We start from the raw sequence: 23,348 nt of genomic DNA on the forward strand, positions 1-23,348 counted from the left end.
CGTGGGGGAAAGGTCCTGTAGATCCCAGTATTAGAACTGTAGGGGCGAGCGGCCGCTCGCCCCTACTTAACAGAGTGTTATTCTTCCCAGAGTCTGCGCCCTGGTTTTCCCTGGAGTAACTGGTGGGTTTCCCTGAGCAGTTCAGGAATGTTGAGCTGGGTGGGGCATCGGGGTAAGCAGTGGCCACATTCAGTACATCGGGAAGCTTTGCTTCCGGGAAACCAATGACCGGCATTTTCAAACATGCCATAGCGATATTGTCCATATTCGACCATATTATAGGCTAGGGCTAAATTGCGTAGGCGTAACACTTCCGGGATGTTAATGTCTTGGGGACAGGGCAGGCATTGATAGCATTGATGACATTGGGTTGGCCCCAAAGTATCGCTCATGTGGGTTTCGAGATGGGATAAAACTTGCTGTTCGGTTTCTGTGAGGGGAAGATCGCCCATTTCTAGGAATGGCCCTAACTCATCTACCGTAGCGGGGCCGATGCTGAGGGTGGTAATTCTCGGATCGCTCAGTAAAAACCGATAGGTTAATTCTAGGGGTGAAAAGGGTTGGCACAAGGCTTGGAGTTGGGTTGGGGGAGTGTATAAGCGTCCTCCTTTATCGGCTGGAGAGATAATAAAAACGCCCATATCTAATTGATGGGCGATCGCCAGCAGGGGAGCATGGCGTTGGAATGACCAATAATAATGTAAATTAACAAACTCAAATAAACCCGTCTCTAGGGTAGCTTGGATTAACTCCAGGGAACCATGGGTGGAAAATCCTACATGATCCAGCTTACCCTCGGCGATCGCCTCCTGCACCGCCTGCATACATCCTTGCTCCCCTTGCACCCACTCCAGATGCTCCCAAGTATTAATTCCATGGAACGCCAAACCATCGATACGTTTTACCCTTAAACGGGATAAAGACTCATCAATCCACCCTGCCATCACTTTCGGATCGGGAGTCGGTGGTAATTTAGTCGTTAAATAAACAGACTCCCGGTCTATCTGACTTAAAAATCTGCCTAAATAAACCTCACTTGCACCGTACCCTCTAGCCGTTTCAATATGATTAATTCCTCGTGAGATTGCCTGTAAAACAATCTGGCCAAACCCTTCCTCCGATCCCAATGGTCGCATTGTACCGAGGGAAAAAACGGATAAATCCAGATGGGTTTTACCAAAGCGCCGATACTTCACCCGCTCCCCTACTCTCCATTAACCGAGCGTCCTTTACCCCGTTGGGCAAAATCCTCCGGTCGCAAACTGGACACAAAATCGCGGAAAGCTTCCTGTTCGGCTTCATCAGCCTCTTGATCTACAGGTATAGAGGCATCGGCGATCACCTCTTCCATCACCCAAATGGAAGTCCCTGTACGCAGGGCTAGGGCAATGGCATCTGAGGGTCGAGCGTCGATTTCATGAACAACTTCCCCTTGACGCATCGTCAATAGGGCATAAAAGGTATTATCATGGAGCGCGTGAATGACCACTCGCTCCAGGGAGATCTCCCAAGTTTCTAGGACATTGACCATCAAATCATGGGTCAGGGGTCGAGGGGGTTTTTGCCTCTCCAGAGCATTAATGATCGCCCTAGCTTGGTCTTGGCCAATATAAATAGGCAAGGCGCGGCGATCGGTCGTATCCTTTAACAGAACAATGGGGCTGCGTGTGCCCGCATCTAATGCAATTCCAGCAACTCTCATTTCAATCATCGGGTAAAGCCTCTAGATCACTCTCTGGCAAGGGACGCTTATCTTTGGGCTGCGTTGCTCGTAGATAAGATCTGGTGTTGTCTGGGGTTTTCTGAAGGATAAACTGATTCAGGAAACCCATGCAGTATTCTCTACCTTAAAATCGATTATCCTAATTAGACCATAAGTTTATCTAAAATCTGTAATCTGTCTCCTTCTCATCTTAAGCTCTCTTTTTCGGAAATTTACCCGTGTTTACCGGATTAATTCAAGCCCTAGGGACGATCGCGCCTCTAAATGATTACCAAGTCCAAATTATCTGTTCTCCGGAAGGGAGACGGCTAATTTTGGCGGATTTAGCTATAGGCGATAGTGTAGCAGTTGATGGCGTATGCCTAACAGTGGAAACCCTGCTTTCCCAGGGCTTTATCGCTGCTGTTTCCCCGGAAACCCTCAGTCGCACGACTCTGAACCATCGCGCTCTGGGCCAAGTGCCTGTCAATCTAGAAACTTCTCTGAGAGTGGGGAGTAAACTAGGGGGTCATTTTGTGACGGGTCATGTGGATGGTTTGGGGGAAGTTCTCTCGATTATACAGACGGCGATCGCCTGGGAAATGGTATTTAGCCTGCAAACCCCCAGTCTAGCCCCCTATATTGTCCCTAAAGGCAGTATTGCTGTGAATGGCATTAGCTTGACTCTAGCTCAAGACCAAGGGGCAACCCACACTTTTAAGGTGGCTGTGATTCCTCATACGTTCCAAAATACCAATTTGCAGTATCTCCATCCTGGGGATTTAGTGAATCTGGAAGGGGATATTTTAGGCAAGTATGTAGAAGGGTTAATGCGATGCTCCGCCGCTTCGCGATCGCCGATTCGAGAACCTGAAAATCTGATTACGGCTGAGTTCTTGAGCGAACATGGGTATGGGTAGATGGGGGAATAGGGGGATGGGGAGATGGGGGTAATTATCCCATTCTCCGTTTCTCCTTATCCTCATGTCCCCGTGTTTGTCCCTACATTGGGCGAATGTTCACATAGGGCAATTCTTGCGTGGCCAGTTCTGGAATCGGTACTAGTTGTAACTCCTTAGCATTGCCGCCGGTATAGGGGGTTGCTGAGGCAGTTTCCCAAGATTGGATGAACCGAGCTAAGGCATATTCCAACTGGGCCCCAGCATCTACAGCTACCCAGCCCTCTTCCGTTTGTTGTCGCAGCTCAAAATGCAAATGGGGGCCTGTAGAATTACCGGTACTGCCCACATTACCAATGACCGCTCCCTGGGCCACCTCTTGGCCGGGTTCGACAAATACTTCGGATAAGTGAGCATAGAGGGTTTCTTGGGTTCCATTGCTATGTTCGAGAACCACGGTTAAGCCATATCCGCCTAAGAAATTGGCGATCGTCACCTGTCCAGCCAAAGCCGCCAACACAGGGGTTCCTGTCGCTGCTCCAATATCCGTACCGCTATGTAATCTCCAATCTCCAGAGATCGGATGCAATCTCCAGCCAAAATGGGAGGTAATTTGAGCCGGAATTGCCAGAGGATACAACAAACTCACATTCCCATTGCCCGGCCGGCCCATCGGTTGACGAGCATTAAAATAAGACCGACCACTAGCCGTGGTTCCTCCCACCACGGGTACAGGAGGGGGTGCAGAAGTATACTCTTGATGGCTGCTTTCACTGGAGGCAGTCGGTTGATAATTCTCTGGAGACCAAGTGGGGATCGGCTCCGATGGGGCGCTTGGGGTAGAAGCCGTATAGGGATTAGATTCTGATGTAGGAGCAGAAGCCTCAGAAGGCTCAGAAATCTCTACTTCACTCTCTTGGCGATCGGCAACGGTTGCTCCCATGTCAAAATCGTCAGAAGTATCAATATAAGCGCTTTCTTGATCTGTTGTATTTTCCGGCATCAAGTCGGAAGCCGAATAGGAAATGGGAGCCTCTTCACGGGTTTCTATCACCACCGGTACAGAAGCATCATCGATGGGTTCCGGCTCATAGGCAGTCGGTTCGGGTGTCCATTCTGGCTCATAGGCGGCTGGTTCGGGTGTCCATTCTGGCTCATAGGCGGCTGGTTCGGGTGTCCATTCGGGTTCAGGAGCCACATCATAGGCAACCGGATCGATGGAGTCTTGTTCGTAGGCAGCACCTTGTTTAGGAGTCCAAACCATGCTGCCACTGAGTAAACCCAGGGCCCCTAACCAACCGAGTCCTTGCATCAGCAGGGAACGGTGACAGGTCAGGCAAAAGAAAGTGCGAGTATATTGGTGATTTGGGGTTGGAGTGGTCTTATCCGTACTCATTGGAATTGGCTGTCGGTTAAGTGTTTTCACGATTAGGGGTTTGATCTGTATCCCATGATTGGGTCTCTGACAAGTTTTATCATAATTTTCATGACTTCTGTAGCAGTTCTAATAGCCTAATTGAATTTCACCAGGGTTGAGGAGCAGTTGGGAGGTGTTAAGGTCAATACAGAGCTGACCGGTATCTGTGATGCCTATGATTTTGCCCTGTTGTCCTTGGATGGCGATCGCCTGGCCCCGATGGATGAGTAGTTGGTTGTAGGCAGAGATTAGGGTTGCTCCTTTTTTCTGCTCGATCGCCTCATATCCGGAGATTAACCCCCTTAAGGTTAGGGCTAAGAGGTCTTCTAGGCAAGTGAGATTTATGGCAACCGATCGCTCTTTGAGCCAGGATTTGAGGCTAATTCCCGGTTCAGGAACGGGATTTTCCCAATTGATCCCCACTCCAATGACGGCCTGGTGAATTTGGTTTTGATGCAGCCGAGTTTCGGTGAGAATACCGCCCAGTTTTCTTTGATTAAGAATTAAGTCGTTGGGCCATTTGATTTGAATGGGCAGGTTTTGATGTTGGCGCAAGATAGTCGCTATTCCCCAAGCGCTGCTGATGGTGAGTAACAAAGCTTTTTCAGTAGGGAGGTTAGGGGCAATCGCCCAAGAGAGATACAAACCGCCAGCAGGAGAAGACCAGGATCTCCCCCATTGTCCTCGACCGGAGGTTTGCTGACGGGCGATTACCACTGTGCCGGGTGGGGCCCCTTCCCTCAGCAGTTGCCATAGGGTTTGATTGGTGGATTCTAGGGTTTCAAACCCGTGGATAGGGGGCAGGGGAAGGGGTTCTCGGTGTAGTTTTTGGGTAATCTGTTCCCAGGTTTGCTCGATTCGTTCTTGATTCAGAGTCATAATAAGTAATAAGTAATTAAGTAATGAGTAATCAGTAATGAGTCCACTTTGGCATTGGCAGATGGCTGAGGGATTGGGTTATCTGACTTGTGACTTGCTCGATCCTTGGAAACATGGTTTTTTTACCCGCCAGTTTGCACCCCAAACTCCTGAATCTTTAGCGCCTTTTTTGGATGAGCAAGCCCAGGTGTATCGGGTGAAGCAAGTCCATGGGCAACGGGTTTTAAAGACTTCAGAAGTGGATGTTTTCGGGGTTGAGCGTCCAGAAGCGGATGGTTTGTTATCGGAGAATGTCCATGATTCGGTTTGGGTGTGTTCGGCTGATTGTGTGCCGGTGTTAATGGGAGATTTGGGGACGGGTCGAGTAGCAGCGCTTCATGCGGGTTGGCGGGGAACTGCCGCAGGGATTGTACCAGAGGCGATCGCCAGTTTTCAAGCTTTGGGGACTCGACTGGAGGATCTGCGAATTGCTCTAGGGCCTGCTATTTCTGGAGTTGAGTATCAGGTGGGTTTAGATGTAGCTCAACAGGTGGGGAAAACTCTGATCCAGGGTGAGATGCCCCCAGATTGGATAGAGCGGTTATTGGGGGGTGAAAACCCGGTCTTTTTGCCTGATGCTGAACCGGAGCTAATCCGCTTAGATGTGCGACAGGTGAATCTCAGACAACTGGAACAGTTAGGAATTGGTGTAGAGCAAGTGGCGATCGCTCCCTATTGTACCTATGAAAATCCCGATCTTTTCTTTTCCTATCGCCGCGATCGGTTAAAGTCAGTCCAGTGGTCAGGGATCGTGAATTCAATTAAAAATTAAAAATTTTCATGTCGGCGACAGCCGAAAAAATCAAAAATTACACTTGCCCTCAATGGAATCTTGAGAGGCAAGTTGCTCCGATCGATCTCTTAACGATCGGATTCCGTTGGAGGGTTATTAATAAATGTATTATGTTTTTGGGCTTCTGTCGGCTCAACCTGCGGTTTACGATCGCCTTGTCTAACCAGTTTAGCCTTCGGATCGGTAATGCCTAAACGAATTCTTAATCTAGGGCCAGAATGGCCTAGACGAATAATCATGCCATCGACTAAGGCATCTTGTGTGACCAACTGTTGATTAACAAATGTACCATTTGCCCCAAATCCCTTGAGACTCCAACCCTCTTCATTTGGCCATAACTCTGCGTGATGACGGGAGACCACAGAACTATAAACTACAATGTCATTGTCATGGGAACGACCAATACGAATGGGTTCATCTCGATCTGGCTCAAATGTCCAACTATGCATCGCGATCGGTTGGGTCGGATGCATTAAAGATATAGTAATCGCTGACATAAAATTATCCTGACGGAGTTTAAATTAAGCACAACTCTAGTCAATTCTCGGAAAAATACAGGGACTGATTAATAGGATCATTATAACTCGATTCGACTGACTCAGGGGAGCGGTTTCTATTTATTCAACCAATAAATACTCTACTTCGATCTGGATTTTTAGCAGTCTTTTTTATGTAATCAGTAACGCAAAATTGACCTATTTCTAGGGATCGATCGCCGTAGTGAGTTTATTAATTCTCTCCTTAACGGGTAGCGTGGATCGATCGATTGACTTGCGATCCAGAGGAGAAGGAGAGGGTTGATTCTCTTCAAAATCGGTTTTAATCTGGATTTTTGGCCCAGAGCGAGCGAGTCGGATTACCACTTCACCGGTAATGGGTATTTGCTCAATCCGTTGACCATCGAGGTAAGTCCCATTAGTGCCCAAGTTTACTACATCCCAAGACCCCTCTCCTAGGCGGAGTTCCACATGGTGACGGGAAACCACCGCACTATAGAGAACAACATGATTATCCGTAGAGCGTCCGATCCGCACCACAGATTCTTGTGTAAATTGCCAATGCTGAATCGGGGTATCTTTGAGAGGATGTAACAAGGTTAGGGTAATCACATCAGTAATAGGAAAATAACGAGAAGTACGAAACTAGAGTATGTGCTTTTTGAGTTCAGCGATTATCTGGATGGGATCAGAGTTCAAATAAAAAGGATACCAGATCATTTTTACCTAATGTAATGCGATCGCCTGCTTTTAAGCGATGGCGATTGCCCGGAGTTAGGGGTAGATGATTAATATAAGTTCCATTAGAACTGCCTAGATCTTCAATATAATAATCCCCCTTATCGATGTAAATGGCTGCATGAACCCGCGAAACCACATCCGCATGGGCAAATCCAGAAACATCTATTTCTGGAGGAAGCCGGTCATTGGGTTTTCCAAGGTGTAAGATGGGAAGACCGGTGGATAACTCGAAGCGATTGCCACTGGCAATATGTACTAGAGCGGCTGTTGGCGATTGCAGTTCAGTTAACCGGTTAATCTTGGCGGGATCTGAAGTTTTATTTACTACTTCTAACTCCGTTTCCACTTCCGATCCGGATGATGCTGCACTCGCATGAGCAATGGGATCGGGAATTACGAGGGGGTCAAGTTCAACTAAGGGAGGAATTTCTACAACCTCTTCTTCTTCCGAGGCATCCGGAGCGGGACTGGATTTTAAGGCCGTTCCACATTGACCGCAAAATGTGGCATCTTGTTGAACCGTTGCTCCACAGTGAGGACAAGTGGTGAGAGCAGGAAGCTCTGTATAACAGGCTTCACAGACTTGAGCGCCATCAGGATTTTGGTGAGTACAATTGGGACAAACAATCATAGAATTAATGGGAGACGAGAAAGGAATTAAAAGTGTTAAATTTTAATTTCTAAGTTTTTCGGCTGTCGCCGACATGAAAATTTTTAATTGATTTCCTGCTGCTTCATCTAAGAGCCACCAAAGTTCTCCTTTAGGAGCAATGAAACGAGAGGGGTACTGTTGAGAATCTCCATCTGGGTTAAAGACTTGGTGTAAAGCGTGGATTTTATTAGCTCCTGCCACTAGAAAAACGACACAGTGAGCGTGATTAATCAAGGGAACGGTAAAGGTGAGACGGGGTTGGCCATCTTTATTTCCTACGGTAACCCGGCGATCGCTTACTGACAAGGCTTCAGTCTGGGGAAATAGGGAAGCGGTATGGCCATCATCCCCCATTCCTAACAAAATCAGATCGAAGGAGGGAAAGTCCCCAGAGGAGCAGCCAAAAAACTCCTGTAATTGATTATCGTAGGTTTGGGCATCCTGCTGGGGATCTTGCCCTTGGGTGGGCATGGGATGGATATTTTCTGGAGGTATGGGAACCTGATTAAGCCAGGCTTGGCGAGCCATCTTTTCGTTACTATCGGGATGATCTGAGGGGACATAGCGCTCATCTGACCAAAAAACGTGAATCTTATCCCAGGGGAGATTTTCTTGGCTCAGAGCTTCATAGATTGGCTTGGGGGTACTGCCTCCAGCGAGGGCAATGGTAAAGTAACCCTGGGAGGCGATGCTCTGCCGCTTCGCGATCGCCGCTTCTATTTTTTCTTTGACTAAAGAGAGAGCGCGGGTTACAAGAGCGCCTTTATCGGGTAAAACTTCTACGATTCTAGTCATGTTCCCAATTAAAAGAAAGGTAAGTGTGAGCGATTTTCCTAATTTATCTTCCCCATTATCTCCCCCATGCCAACTGTTGGTATTTACTCGGTATCCTGAATTGGGCAAGGCTAAAACCCGCTTAATTCCTGCATTAGGGGTTCAGGGGGCGACCGAATTACACAAGAGAATGGCTGAATGGGCGATCGCCCAAGGACGGGAGCTACAAGATCGGCATAGAGGAGCAATACAGCTCGTGGTTTATTTTACAGGGTCAACTATTCAGGCTATGGAAACCTGGTTAGGTACTGATCTAGTTTATCGCAGTCAGGCACAAGGAGACCTAGGGGAAAGGCTCTACAAGGCAATCGAGGGAGGCTTTAGGGAAGGAAGAGAGCGTATCGTGGTTATTGGAACTGACTGTCCCAGTCTCACCTCAGAAGTTTTAACCCAAGCCTTTGATCGTTTAACCTCCCAAGATATCGTTCTAGGGCCAGCCGCCGATGGCGGTTATTATTTAATTGGTCTATCGCGTCCCATTGCTGAATTATTTCAAGGTATTGATTGGGGAACTTCAGAAGTGTTAGCCCAAACGCTCAAGATTGCCAATACTCTAGAGTTATCCTATTTTCTCTTACCGGTTCTCGCCGATATTGACCGCCCAGAAGACTTACATCAATTAAAAATTAAAAATTATGGGTAATCTCCGCTTCTCCGACTCCGTACTCCCCACACCCCATCTCCTGGAGCGTTTGCCATCCCGGTTGCCATAGATAACGGTCTTTGAGTTGGGCTGCATTGAGCCAAAAACGGACATTTGGATCGCAAGAAGCCACCATTTCTGCAAAAATAAATTTTCCCTGATTTTTACGGTTAGTGACTTGAAAATGTCGCCATCCCCAGGTGGTTTGTTGGGCTGTCCATTTCGAGCCAACGAGAAAGGGGAATTTTTGTTTTTTAGTCATAGTCTATGGTTTAAAGAGATAGAGAATACTTTTGGGAAATTAAAGCCATAATTCCTGGGTCATTAAATTCAGAGACCAAATCCATAATGCGATCGCAAAAGGGATGGTATACAGGATCTAATGCTCGTAGCCGGATGACTTCTGCTTCAATACCATCAATGTATCCTACAGAAGCAGACTTGACTAATTCCTCTAATTCAACCTGGGGAGGGTAGACTAGCTCAACGGAGGGATCGGAGGTCGTCAATGGAGTATTGGCGATCGCGTCATCATAAATCCAGGTTAGATGGAGATATTTTTTCAATTTATGTAATAAAAACTCTAGATCGACCGGTTTAGGGATAAAATCATTGCAACCGGCGACTAAACTATTATCTTGATCTTGCTTTAAAACACTTGCTGAAGAAGCCATAATTATCACTTGATTATCTGGTCTTTGACGAATTTGACGTACCATTTCAAATCCATCTAACTCTGGCATGACTAAATCGGTAATGATTAAATCCGGTTGAAATCGATTGTATTGTTCTAACCCTACTTGGCCATTCTCTGCTTCGGCTAATTCAAATCCTAGAGTAGATAAAACTTCCATAATGACTTTACGGTTGACGATTTTATCATCAACGACGAGAATTTTTTGGCGCTGACCCAGATAACCGATAATTTTGCCTGGCTGGATTTGACTGGAAGAGAGTCCCCAATTTTGGGAAATAGGAACCTCAATTTCAAAGCTAAATTGACTGCCGACACCTGGCTGACTTTTAACTTCAATTTCTCCTCCCATTATTTGGACAATTTGGCGCGTAATGGCTAATCCTAAACCTGTACCTTCATGTTTCTTTGAATTGGCTCCCACTTGTTCAAAGGGTAAGAAAATGCTCTGAATTTGATCGGGGGTCATGCCCACACCGGTATCACCAATTTCAAAATGTAGGGTGGCTGTAGACACAGCCGCTAGATTGCCGGTAGGCAAGACAGAAAATAAAATTTCTCCTCGATCAGTAAATTTAGTGGCGTTGCCTAATAAATTGAGGAGAACTTGACGTAAGCGTTTATCATCAACATATATGCTCTGGGGTAAATGGGGATCAAAAAAACAAGTAAATGTGAGTTTTTTTTCTTCGGCTTTGATGCGAATGACTTCGGCAACACCATTAATAAAAGAGGGAAAATGAATATCTCTAGGGAGCAGTTCCATTTTTCCAGCTTCAATTTTGGCCAGATCGAGGATATCGTTAATCAGGGTGAGGAGATGGGAACCGGCTTGTTCGATAATGGTGATTCCTTCCCGTTGTTTGGGTTTGAGGTCATCCATCCGTTGGAGAATTTGGGTGTAACCGAGGATACCGTTAAGGGGGGTGCGTAATTCATGGCTCATATTGGCTAAAAATTCACTTTTGGCTTGATTGGCTTTGTCAGCAGCTTCTTTAGCCGCTTTGAGGCTAATTTCGGCTTGGTGGCGATGGTAGGATTCAATGGCGAGGTTAACCAAATCGCCGATGGAACGGGCGACGTTTTGTTCTTCCTGAGTCCAATGGTGAGGTTGGGTGGTTTCAATGCACATTACGCCAATTAGGGTTTGATGTCGGCGAAGGGGAATTTCGAGCAGGGAATGAATACCCAAGGGAACGAGATAGGTGTCTTTGAGTTCGCTGGTGCGCTCATCTATCCAAGCTTCTTCAATGGCAATGACGTTTTGGGTTTGTAGGACTTGGGCATAGTGGGGATAGTTTTCGATGGCTAATAAGTCTCCTTGGGTGTGGGTTCTGAGAGGGGGTATAAATAGGTCGGCACAGCGCCATAGTTTGCTTTCGGGTTCGATGAGCCAAATGCTGCTGCGGTTAACTTGGAGGATTTGGGCGATCGCCTCGGTCAGTTGAGGTAAACTTTGGTTTAGGTCTCCTTGGTGTAAGCGGGGATTGCCCGCAAGTTCGGCTAAAACTTGATTATGTTGAGTCAGGAGATAGGTGCGTTCGGCGACTTGTTGTTCGAGGATATCAAGCTGATTGGCAATTTGAGTCGCCATTTCATTAAAGGTTTGGGCTAAAATTTCTAATTCTTGTATGCCCTGAGCTTGTACGGAATTTTGCCGTCTCCCGGAGGCAAAGGCGGCACTGGCATTGCGTAGTTGACAAATGGGGTGAGCAATCCACTGAGAGGCTAATACCCCTAATCCAGCAGCAATGATTAGTGCAGCCATACAAACGACTAGGATTTGTTGTTTATAGCTCTCGATTTCGGCGGTAAAGTTAGATTCGGGGAGAAAAATAAGGATACTCCACTCTAAGCCATAGGAGTCGGTATAGGGAAGGATACGACTAAAGTAATGCTCGCCTTCTAAGGTAATTTGGGTGAGGGTGGGGCGGGTGAAGTTGCTTAAGGTAATATCTTGGTTTTGCAGAAGGGCGATTAGTTGGCGCGTGAGAGCATCCTGACTCTGGGTAATGGGGAGGAGAGTTTTGGTTTCTGGATCGAAGGGGGTTTCTTGGGTAGAACTGGCAATGAGGTTTCCTTGGCGATCGAGAATGACAATTTTTCCGGTTTTTCCTAGGTCAATTTGGCTGAGAAATTGGCCGAGTTGACTGAGTTTGAGGGTGGTGTTAAGAACCCCTTCAACTCTACCGTTATTATCGATATCAATGGGTTGTAAGGCGGAGATGAGGAGGACGGGTTCGAGATAGGAAACATGGGGGTTGCTCCAGGTGGCTTTTCCTGTTTTAACTGCGGTTAAATACCAAGGTCGTTGGCGGGGATCGCGATCGCCTAATTCAAGGGCTAGGGTAGTGCGATTTCCTTGATTGTCGGTGTTGTAGGAGCGGAAGGTGTGGCGATCGCTCGGAGTAATGGTATTAATGGTTAACGAGCCATCAGCTAGACGTTCTCCGGTTCGTTGGCCCCCTTGGTTATTGGATATGGCGGTAAAACTTAACTCTGGGACTTGTTGGATTTTATCCCAGAGATAATAATCCCATCGATCCAGGTTTTCCACCTCTAGCAAACCGGACTGGATCGCCCCCAGATGAGACCGATTAACCCTTTGAGGGAGTTCTAAATAGGAGGATAAACGCTGTTGAACTTCTGAGCCAATTTCAGTGGTTAATCGTTTTACCATATTTTCTAGCATCTGATGGGCACTGCGAAAGGAAAGCCAACTGACTAAGCTAACGGCGATCGTAATTTGCAGGAGAAACGGCACGATTAAGACGACTTGCAGAGGGAAGTGGGGTTTGAAGGGTAGGTATTTCATCGGATAGAGAGAGCTGAAGTGCAGGATACTTTAGATGGTATCCTGATGTTCCCCAAAAATCAGAAATTTCCCTAACTTAAATGGAGCTTAATTATGGCATTGATCATTTCATCGGCAGGAGCAGTAGAGAGCATCACGCTGGGATAAACAGCCGTTCCCCAATGGGGGTGAATGATGGCAGCACAGTCGCCGTTTTTTTCGATGGGATATCCTAGAGCGGCATGAACCGCAGGGACATCACTATGGTGAAGGGTTCCAGGTTTGGATCTGCGGGGATATCCGGTGCGCGGATCGAAGGCATCGGTGGCATAGGTGCTTAACTGGTTCATCAGTAAGTCCGACCATCGGATAAAATTGTCCCAGAGTATTTGTTTTTCGGCTTCGACTTCTGGAGAGATTTCAGTTAAGGAGATCTGCGCTTGTTGCAGGAAAATAATCACTGATATTGAATCTTTTTGCCAGTTGGGTAATAGCTCCTGAAGATGTTCTTGTACATAAGCACTTGGGGGATGAATGGAGATTTCCACCCTGAAGGTTTGGTTGTTGCGTGTTACCGTTAGGGTTTGAGAAGGGTTCATAGATGAGGAAGTATGAAATTAGAGATCAGATACTAAGGGTAACCGACGAATACGAATACGGCTTGGCTCAACTGTAACTGCGGCTCCTTCTGTCAACTCCTGCTCACATTCTGCAATAACTATAAGTAAGAAGAGGCAAAAATTAGAGCTTGTTGGATATCTTCTTCCTCTGGCTAGGAAGTACCGTTTCAATTCCTCATCACTCATTGCCTCAAAATTAGCAGTAGGCATTTTGTTCACTTTAGACAATTGGCTCTAATATAAGCCCCCTCTCCCGTGGGAGAGGGGGTTGGGGGTGAGGGCTATACCTCATGCAAGAGAGAAAGGCTATAGATCCTACAAAATACTCTTGAAAAAGGCGAGAGTGTCTTTGAGCGCAACAATAAAGCGATCGATTTCTGCAAAGGTATTGTAGAAATACAAACTCGCTCTCGCGGTGGAATTCACCCCTAAAATTCGGTGTAAGGGTTGGGTACAATGGTGACCGGTACGAATCGCTACACCTGCTTGATCTAACAAGGAGGAGATATCGTTGACATGAATCTCGCCAGTAGTAAAGGTGGCGAGGGCGGCTCTAATCTTGGTTTGGCTAGGTTTTGGCCCGTAAATCCTTACGTCAGGAACTTGCAGGAGTTGCTCAAATAAGTAATCGGTTAACTCTAATTCGTAAGTATGAATTTTATCTAATCCAATACTGATTAAGTAATCTACGGCTGCACCGAGGGCGATCGCCTCGGCAATGGCAGGAGTTCCCGCTTCAAATTTGTGGGGCAGTTCGGCATAGGTGGAACGCTCTAAAAAGACTTCAGAAATCATTTCTCCACCCCCTAAAAAGGGTGGCATAGCTTCGAGTAACTCCAATTTTCCATACAGAAAACCAATGCCAGTAGGGCCGCACATTTTATGCCCAGAAGCCACTAACCAATCACAATCTAGTGCCTGAACATCTAACTTTAAATGGGGGGCACTTTGGCAGGCATCAATTAACACTTTTGCGCCCACTTTATGCGCTTCTTGTGCAATCTCGGCTACGGGATTAATACAGCCCAAAGTATTAGAAGCATGGACAACTGCAACTAATTTAGTTTGGGGACTGAGCAAGGATTTAAATTGCTCAAAATCAAACTCTTCTGTCTCCGTTAATTCCACAAACTTTAAGACTGCGCCGGTTTTCTGGGCAATCATTTGCCAAGGAACTAAATTACTATGATGTTCCATTACTGAAGTAATGATTTCATCCCCTGGTTTTAGGGTATTTAATCCCCAAGCATAGGCGACTAAATTAACCGCTTCACTGGCATTACGGGTGAAAACTATTTCATTACGCGATCGCGCATTCACAAACCCAGCCACCTTATCTCTAGCGCCTTCATAGGCTTCTGTGGCGCGACAACTGAGTAAATGCACCCCTCGATGCACATTAGCATTATCGCGCTGATAATAGTGCTGTAAAGTATCTAAAACCAGGGTCGGTTTTTGGGAGGTTGCCGCATTATCTAGATAAACTAAGGGTTTTCCATGGACTTGTTGATCCAGAATGGGAAAATCATCTCGGATCAGGGAAGCTAGGGGTTTGGGTTGGGTAAAAGTCATCATAGGGTTATGAATAGGAATAGAGATGGATTGGCGAAGGATGGGGAGATCTCGATCCCCCTAAATCCCCCTTAGAAAGGGGGACTTTTTTTATTTACCCCCCTTAGAAAGAGGGACTTTTTTTATTTCCCCCTTTCTAAAGAGGACTTTTTTTATTTCCCCCCTTTCTAAGGGGGGTTAGGGGGGATCAAATTAAGGGGGGTTAGGGGGGATCAAAAATCAGTACGACAGGAGAGGCACTGAGCCAGTTTACCTTGCAACGAAGTTAGGGGAATGCGAGATAAGATATCATGGGCAAAGGCATCAATGAGCAGATGACGACTGGCATCTTTTGATAAGCCTCGACTTTGTAAATAAAAGACCTCTTCTTCTTCCAATTGACTCACGGTTGCGCCATGGGAGCATTTGACATTATCGGCGGTAATTTGGAGTTGGGGTTTGGTGTCTACTTTTGCTTTTTCTGACAAAATTAAACTGCGGTTGAGCTGTTGGGCGTTGGTTAATTGAGCGGCTTTGGGCACAAACACTTTACCATTAAAAATCCCATGGGCTTTTTGATCCACAATGCATTTATGCAGTTGATTGCTGCTGCCATGGGGATACAAATGATTAACGCTACTATGGGTATCGGAGCATTGTTTACCGGTAATTTCCGTTAAGCCATTGAGAGTAGTTTGGGTTCCTTCTCCCTGCTGGATTACATCGATATTGTGACGGGATAAACCGGCTCCTAGACTAATCGTATTGAGGGTATATTGACTGTCGCGGTTTTGACTAATTGTGGTTTTGCTGATGTGGATGGCTTGTTGTCCTTCTTGCTGAATGCGAGTATGGTTAATCTGGGCGTTATCCTCTAACCAAACTTCTGTAACGGCATTACTAAAATAGGGCGTAATTCCGGGAGCGGCGGGACAACTGCTGATGGTGACATACTGTTCAACTAGGGTGGCTGAACTGTTGGCTGCGGCAATGATTAAAGTGCGCGGACTGGCGATCGCCGCTTTTTCATCCTCCACAGATAAAAACAATACATGAATCGGCGTTTCAATCACCTGATTTTCCGGTATCAACACCACGGCTCCATCCGTCAAACTGGCACTATTGAGGGCAGTAAAAACTTCTTGATTGCCGGGTTTTTTGCCCAAATAGGGATTAAGTTTTGCTTCCGGAACTGCCCCCGATAATAGATGGGTTACGGAGTCTATCTTTACTCCAGAAAGATCCGAGAGTTGGGCAGAATATACGCCATTCACGAATACCAGGCGGCTGTGTTCTGCTTCTGGTAGGATGAAGGGCGTGATATCCATAAAGGCTTCACTCGGTACAGTTGCCGGTTGGAAATCCACACCCAAGAGGCGCGAAATATCCGTAAACCGCCATTCTTCATCCTGAGAGCTAGGAAATTGGAGTTCCGAGGCAATCGCTGCCCCATGTTCCCGCACTGCCTGAATTAAGGATACCAGCGCCGGATCGAGTTCCGGTTTATCAAACCCTAAGCGAGTATGCAGGAGCTTTTGCACCCCTTGAAACCGGGGACTTTCCCGGTTTAATTCCATTGTCAGCATCGTCATCCTACTTCACCCCCTGCAATTCTTCCTCTAGAATCCAGTCATATCCCCTAGATTCAAGTTCCAAAGCTAACTCCTTACCGCCCGTGCGTAAAATTCGGCCATCCGCCATCACATGCACATAATCAGGGACAATATAATTCAACAACCGTTGATAGTGAGTAATCATCAATACCGCATTATCCGGGCGGGTTAATTGATTCACCCCATTAGCTACAATTTTTAGGGCATCAATATCCAATCCAGAATCGGTTTCATCTAAAATCGCCAATGTCGGTTCTAGAAGCGCCATTTGCAGAATTTCATTCCGCTTTTTCTCCCCTCCAGAAAACCCTTCATTCACGCTGCGGTCTAAAAATGCCGCATCCATTTTTACGACTTCTAACTTCTCTTCTACCAAGTCTTGGAAATCAAAAGTATCCAACTCTTCCAAACCTTGGTGTTTGCGCTTGGAATTATAGGCAACACGCAAAAAGTCTAAATTGCTCACGCCCGGAATTTCTAAGGGATACTGGAATGCCAAAAACACACCAGAAGTCGCCCGGTCTTCCGGCTCCATTTCGAGCAAATTTTCACCTTTATAAATCACCTCTCCACCGGTGACTTCATAGGCCGGATGACCGGCAAGAATTTTAGAAAATGTACTTTTGCCAGAACCATTAGGCCCCATAATAGCATGGATTTCTCCCGCCTTAATTTCCAGGTTTAAACCTTTAAGAATGGATTGACCCGCCACATTAGCGGTGAGGTTGCGTACTGATAAAATACTCATGCTTAACCGACTGTTCCTTCTAATTTTAAACTCAACAATTTGTCCGCTTCTACCGCAAATTCCATGGGCAACTGATTAAACACATCCTTACAGAAACCACTAATCATCATTGACACCGCATCTTCGGCGGAAATTCCCCGTTGGGAAAAGTAGAAAAGCTGGTCTTCTCCAATTTTGGAAGTTGAGGCTTCATGCTCTACTTTTCCAGAATTATTCTGTACTTGGATATAGGGGAAAGTGTTGGCTTCGGCATTATCCCCAATCAGCATAGAATCACATTGGGAATAATTTCTTGCTCCCTCTGCTTTGGGGTTTATTTTCACTAAACCACGATAACTGTTGGCAGAATTTCCGGCAGAAATTCCTTTAGAAATAATCCGGCTGCGGGTATTTTTGCCCACATGAATCATCTTGGTTCCGGTATCGGCTTGCTGGCGATTATTGGTGAGAGCAACGGAGTAAAATTCACCAATAGAATTATCACCAATTAACACGCAACTGGGATATTTCCAAGTAATAGCTGAACCGGTTTCAACCTGAGTCCAGGAAATCTTAGAATTGACTCCTTTACACAGTCCGCGCTTGGTGACAAAGTTATAAATTCCGCCTTTGCCGTTTTCGTCGCCAGCGTACCAGTTTTGCACGGTGGAATATTTAATATCCGCGTTGTCTAGGGCGACTAATTCCACGACGGCTGCGTGTAGTTGGTTGGTGTCGTACATGGGAGCAGTGCAGCCTTCCAGATAGGAAACTTGTGACCCTTCCTCGGCTACAATTAAGGTGCGCTCAAATTGTCCAGTATCGCCACTGTTAATCCGAAAATAGGTGGACAGTTCCATGGGACATTTTGTGTTTTTGGGGATATACACAAAGGAACCATCACTAAATACGGCACTGTTGAGAGCGGCAAAGTAGTTATCGCTGACCGGAACGACGCTACCGAGATATTTTTCTATCAGTTCGGGATAGTCATGGACGGCTTCGGAAATGGAGCAGAAAATCACCCCTTCTTCCGCTAGTTTTTCCCGAAATGTGGTAGCAATGGAAACGCTATCAAATACGGCATCTACAGCTACATTGGAGAGCCGTTTTTGTTCGGAAAGGGGAATTCCTAGCTTCTCGAAGGTTTCTAGCAGAGCGGGGTCAACTTCATCCAGGCTTTTCTTTTTGTCCTGCTGTTTGGGGGCAGAATAATAGCTGATGTTTTGGTAGTCGATGGGGGGATATTGAAGATGGGGCCAGTTGGGTTCTTTCATTTCTAGCCATCGACGGTAGGCTTTGAGACGGAAGTTGAGCATGAATTCCGGTTCGTTTTTCTTGGCGGAAATCAGCCGTACTACGTCTTCGCTTAAGCCGTTGGGGATTTTGTCGGTTTCAATGTCGGTGATGAAACCGTATTTGTAGGGTTGGTTGACTAGGGTTTTAACGCTCGTAGACATGGTTGGTGTTCTCTAGTAACTAGGGGGACAAGGCGGGGTGATTTTCCTTGGTGGTTTTAGCCTTGAGCGACGGGGTTGGTGGTGGCTCGAATTTGATCGATGCTGATGGCTCTTTCTGTGCCGACGAAGGGGTTATCTTCAGTGAGGAAGAGCATACAGTGGCATTCTTTGCGCTCGCGCATGGGGACGCAGGGGCAGTTCCAGTAGGCGGCTTTGGCTTCGGCTTCTTTGTCTTCGTAGTGACGGCAGGGACACAGAGGAGCGCCGAGTTCGTCTTTGTGTTTGGCGAGTCCTTCGATGACGACAGCAGTGATGCTGAGGTCGGAACAAAAGTAGGTTTTGGTGTTTTCCGCATATTTTTCGGAAAATCTCCGCATGGCTTCTAGACTGGTTTCTGTGGCTTGCTGGGGTTGAGATGATAGGGTCATGGGCAAATTCTCAATGAACGAACAGAATTAAGTGAGTATAATGGGTTTAAACAACTTGTTTGTTGCTTTACTATGATTTTAGCGTAGTTTAGCAATGAGTTTGTTGTCAAATCCCAATTTGGGGATCGTAATGTACGCTTAGTGGTGATTAAGTTTTGTGAAGATCATGGGAACCGCTCACCAAATCTCGACGAAAGAGTCCATTCTGGAGTATCTACTTAAGGATGGTCGAGCAACGGCTTTGGGGTTAGCTGAGGCGTTGGGGGTGAGTCCCCAAGCGATTCGGCGACATCTGAAGGACTTGGAAGGGGAGGAGTTGATTGAGTATGAGGTTGTGCATGGAGATAAGGATGGGCAGACTTCGATGGGACGGCCCCAACATTGGTATTTCCTGAGTCGGAAGGGACGAGATCGCTTTGGGAATAATCACGGTGAATTTGCTGTCGCTCTTCTGGATACTTTAGCGGAAACGGTGGGTAAAGACCAAGTGGGGTCAATTTTACAGAAACAATGGCAGCGCAAAGCGGAGGTTTACCGCGATCGCCTGAGAAGTGGCACGATTGAGGAACGGGTGGAAAAGCTGGTGGAGCTGCGGCAGGAAGAAGGGTATATGGCTCAATGGTATGCTGTGGAACCGGATGCCCAAAATCCGAATGGAGTCACCCGATTTATGTTAACCGAACATCATTGTGCGATCGCCGATGTGGCCGAATCTTTTCCGACGGTGTGTGGCCATGAACTGGAGATGTTTTCGGATTTGTTTCCGGATTGTCAGGTGGAACGTACTCATTGGATTATTGATGGGGAACATCGCTGTGGTTATTTAATCGCACCGGTCATGGATCGGGCGGAATCTGCTTAAATCTGCTTAAGTTTGGGCGATCGCGCATTTCCATTTTTAATTTTTAATTTTTAATTGATTATGACTTCCCGTTTACCGGTAGAATTTCTCACTGAAGAAGAAGCGATAATGGTTGATTCCGCCTTATTATCCTCGCCAGATAAGTTTTCCACCCGATTAGCCATTTATGCTTGTCGCGCTCTCAAAGAGATTAGTTTAGAGACCCATCAACCCGCAGAAACCATTGCGGAGGATGCGATCGCCCATTGGGTAAAACACGACACCCATATTCAGAGGATTATTGATCTCGATGAGAGCTTTATTAATTTTTTCGCCCGTCTGGTGAGTGCGGCCCGAGTTCCCTTGAACAAAATTGCCCAGGAAACCCAAGTTAAAGTTACGGATTTAAAGGTGATGGATATTGTGACCTGGTTTGAAAAAGACCGCCAAATTCAAGTTTAAACCGAATCAGGGAACCAGATAAGACCCAAGCCAACCCTTATCCTTCGTAAGCACTTTCTCCATGTTCTTGAATGTCGAGTCCCGCATCTTCTATTTCCACAGAGACACGCAGATCCATCAAGAAAGAGAGAACTTTGAGGATGATAAATGTGCCGATCGCTGCCATCAGATAGGCGGCTACTACGCCAATGACCCCAGCAACAAAGGTTTTTACACCTCCATAAATGAGGCCACTTTCAATAGCTGAATTAACGGAGTTAGAAGCAAACACTCCGGTCAAGATCGCTCCTACTGTACCCCCAACGCCATGAACGGGGAAAGTATCGAGGGCATCATCAAAGCCAATTTTAACTTTGATGGTGACTGCCCCTAGACAGCACAGAGAAGTTATCACACCAATCCCTATGGCTGCCATGGGGCCGACAAAACCAGCCGCCGGGGTAATACCGACCAAACCGGCAACAAAACCACTCGCGATACCAATGGCTGTGGGTTTGCCCCGGAGTAACCATTCTGCCATAACCCAAGCCAGACCAGCGGCGGACGCAGAAATCATGGTGGAGGTAAAAGCGGTAGCTGCCAAGCCATTGGCGGCGAGGGCGCTGCCTGCATTAAAGCCAAACCAGCCAAACCACAATAATCCTGTACCCAGTAATACAAAGGGAACATTATGGGGCAAAATGGGTTGAGTTTGCCAGTCTTTGCGGGGCCCGAGCATCCAAGCGGCAACTAATGCTGATACTCCTGAACTAATGTGAACGACTGTCCCACCAGCGAAATCTAGCGCTCCCAGGGTTCCTAACCAGCCTTTACCCCAGACCCAGTGGGCGAGTGGGCAATAAATGAAAGTAGACCAGAGGATCAGGAACCAGAAGTAGGCTTTAAAGCTCATGCGTTCGGCGATCGCCCCAGATACCAAAGCCACGGTAATGATGGCAAACATCATTTGGTAGAGTGCAAACACCTGATGAGGGATTGTAGAGGCATAGCCAACCGGATCGGGAGTGATTCCCACCCCGTTAAAAGCCAACCATTTGAGACTACCGATGAAGGGATTGGCAGTAAAGGTCGGATCGCCCCCAGGATTAAGGGCGATCGGGGCAAAACTCAAGCTATAGCCCCATAATACCCAGGTTACGGCGACCACAGCTAAAGAAATTAGGCTCATCATCATGGTGTTGAGTACATTCCGAGAACGCACTAAGCCACCATAGAAGAAAGCCAAACCTGGAGTCATTAACAATACCATAGCTGATGACATCAGCATCCAAGCGGTATCTCCAGTATCAATAGGGGGGACTTCTGTAGGGTTAAGTTGGGCAGTTGCTTGCTCGGCTAGGGGCCCACTCCAGAAACCGATTCCCAGGGAAACTCCCAGGGAGAGACAAAAGATGACGATTAGCCATCTCCGAGTTTGCTGACGTTGGGAACCTGGTGGTTCAGATAGGCGACACAAGGCTTTTAGCCAGTTGATGAGGGGCAATAAGCCCTTGAGATGTGATTGCTGAGGCTGAATATTCCATTTGACCATACGCACCTGATAAGGGCATAAGCCCTAAAGTTTAAGGAATTTAATCTGTGCTAACTTCCTCTTAACCTTGATCTCTATTGCTGCTACAGGCATCTCTAGAACCGGGACTTAAGGGACATTTGCCAGAAACTTAACTATGTTGAAGGACTAGAGCAGAGAAAAAGTATTGTAGACTACAATACTTTAGGGTTAGATCGAAAATATTCCCAACTCTGGTTTAGGAAAAGTTTAAGGTTGAAATCGAGGGTCGTCAAAGAGGGCGATCGCCTCTTCTAGGGGAACGGGTCGTGAAAAGAAATACCCTTGACCATAAGTACAGCCAAAGGCTTTGAGAGCTTGTAGCTGTTCATGAGTTTCTATTCCTTCTGCAACCACGGTCATTCCCAGGGTGTTCGATAAGTTGATAATAGCGTTACAAATACTACAGCTTTTATTGTTGGACTCAACATTCATTCCTTGAACAAAGGACTTATCAATTTTTAGGGTATTGAGATTATATTCATTCAGATACTGTAAACTGGAGTATCCTGTGCCAAAATCATCCAAAATCAAAGGAAAACCCAGAGTATGACATTGTTGTACCCAGGCGATCGCCCGCTCGCTGTCAAATAAGGTGCGCTCTAAAATTTCTAGCTTCACTTGCTGATAATCGAGTCCGTAGTAATCAGTACAATCGAGTAGAAATTGTAGAAAATTTGGCTCTTCAATTTGGCGACTGGCAATATTGAAGCTCATGTTTACTGGGTAGTTGACCCGTTTTTGAATCTTCTTTAAGGCTTCTAATCCGGTCTGCATCACCCATTGACCAATGGGCACAATTAAAGAAGTTGATTCTGCTAAGGGAATAAACCGATCGGGAGTCACAAATCCCCGTTGGGGACTCTGCCAGCGAATTAGGGCTTCAAAACCCGTGATGGTTTGAGTTTCTAGATCAATAATCGGTTGATAGACTAGCTTAAATTGTTGCTCATCTAAGGCGGTGCGTAACTCATTTTCCATGCGGATTAAATCTACCGCTTCGGTGAGTCGAAAGGAGAGATCTTTTTGGGGATTGATGTCAGGGTAGAGTTTCTCTAGAAAAAACTTAGGCACTAATGATTTACTGCGCGATCGAAAATTTTGGGTTTCTGAACGAAAATAACGCATGACCATTAACAGTAACATTCGCAACAGGGGATCGGCATCTTGAATGCGACGGTTGACTTGTTCCTTGGTGACTAGGGTTAATCTAACATCGGTTAATGCGGTGGCAGAAGCAGAGCGGGGTTGACCATCAATTAAGGCAATTTCGCCGAACATGGAGCCAGGATTAAGATGATTGAGAATCCGGCGGGTATGATCGACCTGTGTCCAAATTTCGACTTCTCCTTCCTCGATAATATAGGCGAAGTCTCCGCGATCGCCTTCATAGAAGATCGAGTCTCCGGCCTTTACCCGGCGAGTTTGAAGCCGTTCGTAGAGTTTTGACTTCACCCTAAAGATCATGATGCTCCCCAAGTCTGGATATGAGTTTGCTGGCCACTTAATTCTA

General features: G+C 46.5%; 23 protein-coding genes. 5 read left to right on the forward strand and 18 right to left on the reverse strand.

All coding sequences use genetic code 11. The features are described 5' to 3' along the window. Positions 1-77: 77 nt before the first annotated feature. Positions 78-1,196, reverse strand: coding sequence for an aldo/keto reductase (locus AC3FZD_RS02290; protein WP_488738579.1), 1,119 nt, complete (start codon positions 1,194-1,196; stop codon positions 78-80). 8 nt (positions 1,197-1,204) lie between these two features. Further along, on the reverse strand, positions 1,205-1,711 hold the full coding sequence (locus AC3FZD_RS02295; protein ID WP_488738580.1) for a bifunctional nuclease family protein: 507 nt from the start codon (positions 1,709-1,711) through the stop codon (positions 1,205-1,207). A gap of 230 nt (positions 1,712-1,941) precedes the next feature. On the opposite strand from AC3FZD_RS02295, the gene AC3FZD_RS02300 reads away from it, so the two are divergent. Beyond that, on the forward strand, positions 1,942-2,622 hold the full coding sequence (locus tag AC3FZD_RS02300; RefSeq protein ID WP_488738581.1) for a riboflavin synthase: 681 nt from the start codon (positions 1,942-1,944) through the stop codon (positions 2,620-2,622). Positions 2,623-2,704: 82 nt separating this feature from the next. Here AC3FZD_RS02300 and AC3FZD_RS02305 read toward each other — a convergent pair whose 3' ends face one another. After that, positions 2,705-3,997, reverse strand: a complete 1,293-nt coding sequence (locus AC3FZD_RS02305) for a M23 family metallopeptidase (protein WP_488738582.1) — start codon at positions 3,995-3,997, stop codon at positions 2,705-2,707. Positions 3,998-4,105: 108 nt separating this feature from the next. Then, on the reverse strand, positions 4,106-4,897 hold the full coding sequence (locus tag AC3FZD_RS02310; RefSeq protein ID WP_488738583.1) for a biotin--[acetyl-CoA-carboxylase] ligase: 792 nt from the start codon (positions 4,895-4,897) through the stop codon (positions 4,106-4,108). Between the two features lie 37 nt (positions 4,898-4,934). Here AC3FZD_RS02310 and pgeF point away from each other — a divergent pair, with 37 nt between their 5' ends. Next, positions 4,935-5,708, forward strand: coding sequence for a peptidoglycan editing factor PgeF (gene pgeF, locus AC3FZD_RS02315; protein ID WP_488738584.1), 774 nt, complete (start codon positions 4,935-4,937; stop codon positions 5,706-5,708). 89 nt (positions 5,709-5,797) lie between these two features. Here the strand turns inward: pgeF and AC3FZD_RS02320 are convergent, their stop codons facing one another. The 4 genes from AC3FZD_RS02320 to pgl form a co-directional block, all read right to left on the reverse strand. Beyond that, positions 5,798-6,226, reverse strand: a complete 429-nt coding sequence (locus tag AC3FZD_RS02320) for an FHA domain-containing protein (protein WP_488738585.1) — start codon at positions 6,224-6,226, stop codon at positions 5,798-5,800. A gap of 204 nt (positions 6,227-6,430) precedes the next feature. Then, positions 6,431-6,838: an FHA domain-containing protein gene (locus AC3FZD_RS02325; protein ID WP_488738586.1), complete on the reverse strand. Its 408-nt coding sequence runs from the start codon at positions 6,836-6,838 to the stop codon at positions 6,431-6,433. Positions 6,839-6,914: 76 nt separating this feature from the next. Continuing rightward, a complete protein-coding gene (locus tag AC3FZD_RS02330) occupies positions 6,915-7,598 on the reverse strand; it encodes a double zinc ribbon and FHA domain-containing protein (protein ID WP_488738587.1) in 684 nt (227 codons plus the stop codon). 42 nt (positions 7,599-7,640) lie between these two features. Further along, positions 7,641-8,414, reverse strand: a complete 774-nt coding sequence (gene pgl / locus AC3FZD_RS02335) for a 6-phosphogluconolactonase (protein WP_488738588.1) — start codon at positions 8,412-8,414, stop codon at positions 7,641-7,643. A 25-nt stretch (positions 8,415-8,439) separates the two neighbouring features. Here pgl and AC3FZD_RS02340 point away from each other — a divergent pair, with 25 nt between their 5' ends. After that, positions 8,440-9,096, forward strand: coding sequence for a TIGR04282 family arsenosugar biosynthesis glycosyltransferase (locus AC3FZD_RS02340; protein WP_488738589.1), 657 nt, complete (start codon positions 8,440-8,442; stop codon positions 9,094-9,096). On the opposite strand, the gene AC3FZD_RS02345 is transcribed toward AC3FZD_RS02340, so the two are convergent. From AC3FZD_RS02345 to AC3FZD_RS02380, 8 genes are all read right to left on the reverse strand, one after another. Next, positions 9,080-9,358: a TIGR02450 family Trp-rich protein gene (locus AC3FZD_RS02345; protein ID WP_488738590.1), complete on the reverse strand. Its 279-nt coding sequence runs from the start codon at positions 9,356-9,358 to the stop codon at positions 9,080-9,082. The two genes, AC3FZD_RS02340 and AC3FZD_RS02345, sit on opposite strands and share 17 nt — an antisense overlap. A gap of 10 nt (positions 9,359-9,368) precedes the next feature. Continuing rightward, the gene (locus AC3FZD_RS02350) at positions 9,369-12,605 is read right to left on the reverse strand and encodes an ATP-binding protein (protein ID WP_488738591.1); all 3,237 of its coding nucleotides are present in this window, start codon (positions 12,603-12,605) and stop codon (positions 9,369-9,371) included. A gap of 71 nt (positions 12,606-12,676) precedes the next feature. Beyond that, entirely contained in the window at positions 12,677-13,183 is a 507-nt protein-coding gene (locus AC3FZD_RS02355; protein WP_488738592.1) for a methylmalonic aciduria and homocystinuria type D protein, read from the reverse strand. Between the two features lie 336 nt (positions 13,184-13,519). Next, positions 13,520-14,776: a SufS family cysteine desulfurase gene (locus AC3FZD_RS02360; RefSeq protein WP_488740426.1), complete on the reverse strand. Its 1,257-nt coding sequence runs from the start codon at positions 14,774-14,776 to the stop codon at positions 13,520-13,522. Positions 14,777-14,988: 212 nt separating this feature from the next. After that, positions 14,989-16,347, reverse strand: a complete 1,359-nt coding sequence (gene sufD / locus AC3FZD_RS02365) for a Fe-S cluster assembly protein SufD (RefSeq protein ID WP_488738593.1) — start codon at positions 16,345-16,347, stop codon at positions 14,989-14,991. A 1-nt stretch (position 16,348) separates the two neighbouring features. Further along, complete coding sequence (gene sufC / locus AC3FZD_RS02370) at positions 16,349-17,116, reverse strand: Fe-S cluster assembly ATPase SufC (protein WP_488738594.1); 768 nt, start codon at positions 17,114-17,116, stop codon at positions 16,349-16,351. 2 nt (positions 17,117-17,118) lie between these two features. Then, positions 17,119-18,555 (reverse strand): Fe-S cluster assembly protein SufB, encoded by a 1,437-nt coding sequence (gene sufB, locus AC3FZD_RS02375; RefSeq protein ID WP_488738595.1) that lies wholly within the window; start codon positions 18,553-18,555, stop codon positions 17,119-17,121. 56 nt (positions 18,556-18,611) lie between these two features. Next, positions 18,612-18,983: a ferredoxin-thioredoxin reductase catalytic domain-containing protein gene (locus AC3FZD_RS02380; RefSeq protein WP_488738596.1), complete on the reverse strand. Its 372-nt coding sequence runs from the start codon at positions 18,981-18,983 to the stop codon at positions 18,612-18,614. Positions 18,984-19,149: 166 nt separating this feature from the next. Here AC3FZD_RS02380 and sufR point away from each other — a divergent pair, with 166 nt between their 5' ends. Further along, a complete protein-coding gene (sufR, locus tag AC3FZD_RS02385; RefSeq protein ID WP_488738597.1) occupies positions 19,150-19,845 on the forward strand; it encodes an iron-sulfur cluster biosynthesis transcriptional regulator SufR in 696 nt (231 codons plus the stop codon). Between the two features lie 60 nt (positions 19,846-19,905). Next, entirely contained in the window at positions 19,906-20,286 is a 381-nt protein-coding gene (locus AC3FZD_RS02390; RefSeq protein WP_488738598.1) for a hypothetical protein, read from the forward strand. A 37-nt stretch (positions 20,287-20,323) separates the two neighbouring features. On the opposite strand, the gene AC3FZD_RS02395 is transcribed toward AC3FZD_RS02390, so the two are convergent. Both AC3FZD_RS02395 and AC3FZD_RS02400 read right to left on the reverse strand, forming a co-directional pair. Next, positions 20,324-21,817 (reverse strand): ammonium transporter, encoded by a 1,494-nt coding sequence (locus tag AC3FZD_RS02395; protein ID WP_488740427.1) that lies wholly within the window; start codon positions 21,815-21,817, stop codon positions 20,324-20,326. Between the two features lie 228 nt (positions 21,818-22,045). Continuing rightward, the gene (locus tag AC3FZD_RS02400; protein ID WP_488738599.1) at positions 22,046-23,290 is read right to left on the reverse strand and encodes an EAL domain-containing protein; all 1,245 of its coding nucleotides are present in this window, start codon (positions 23,288-23,290) and stop codon (positions 22,046-22,048) included. Positions 23,291-23,348 lie beyond the last annotated feature (58 nt).

Source organism: Roseofilum sp. KMC-1 (assembly GCF_057802075.1).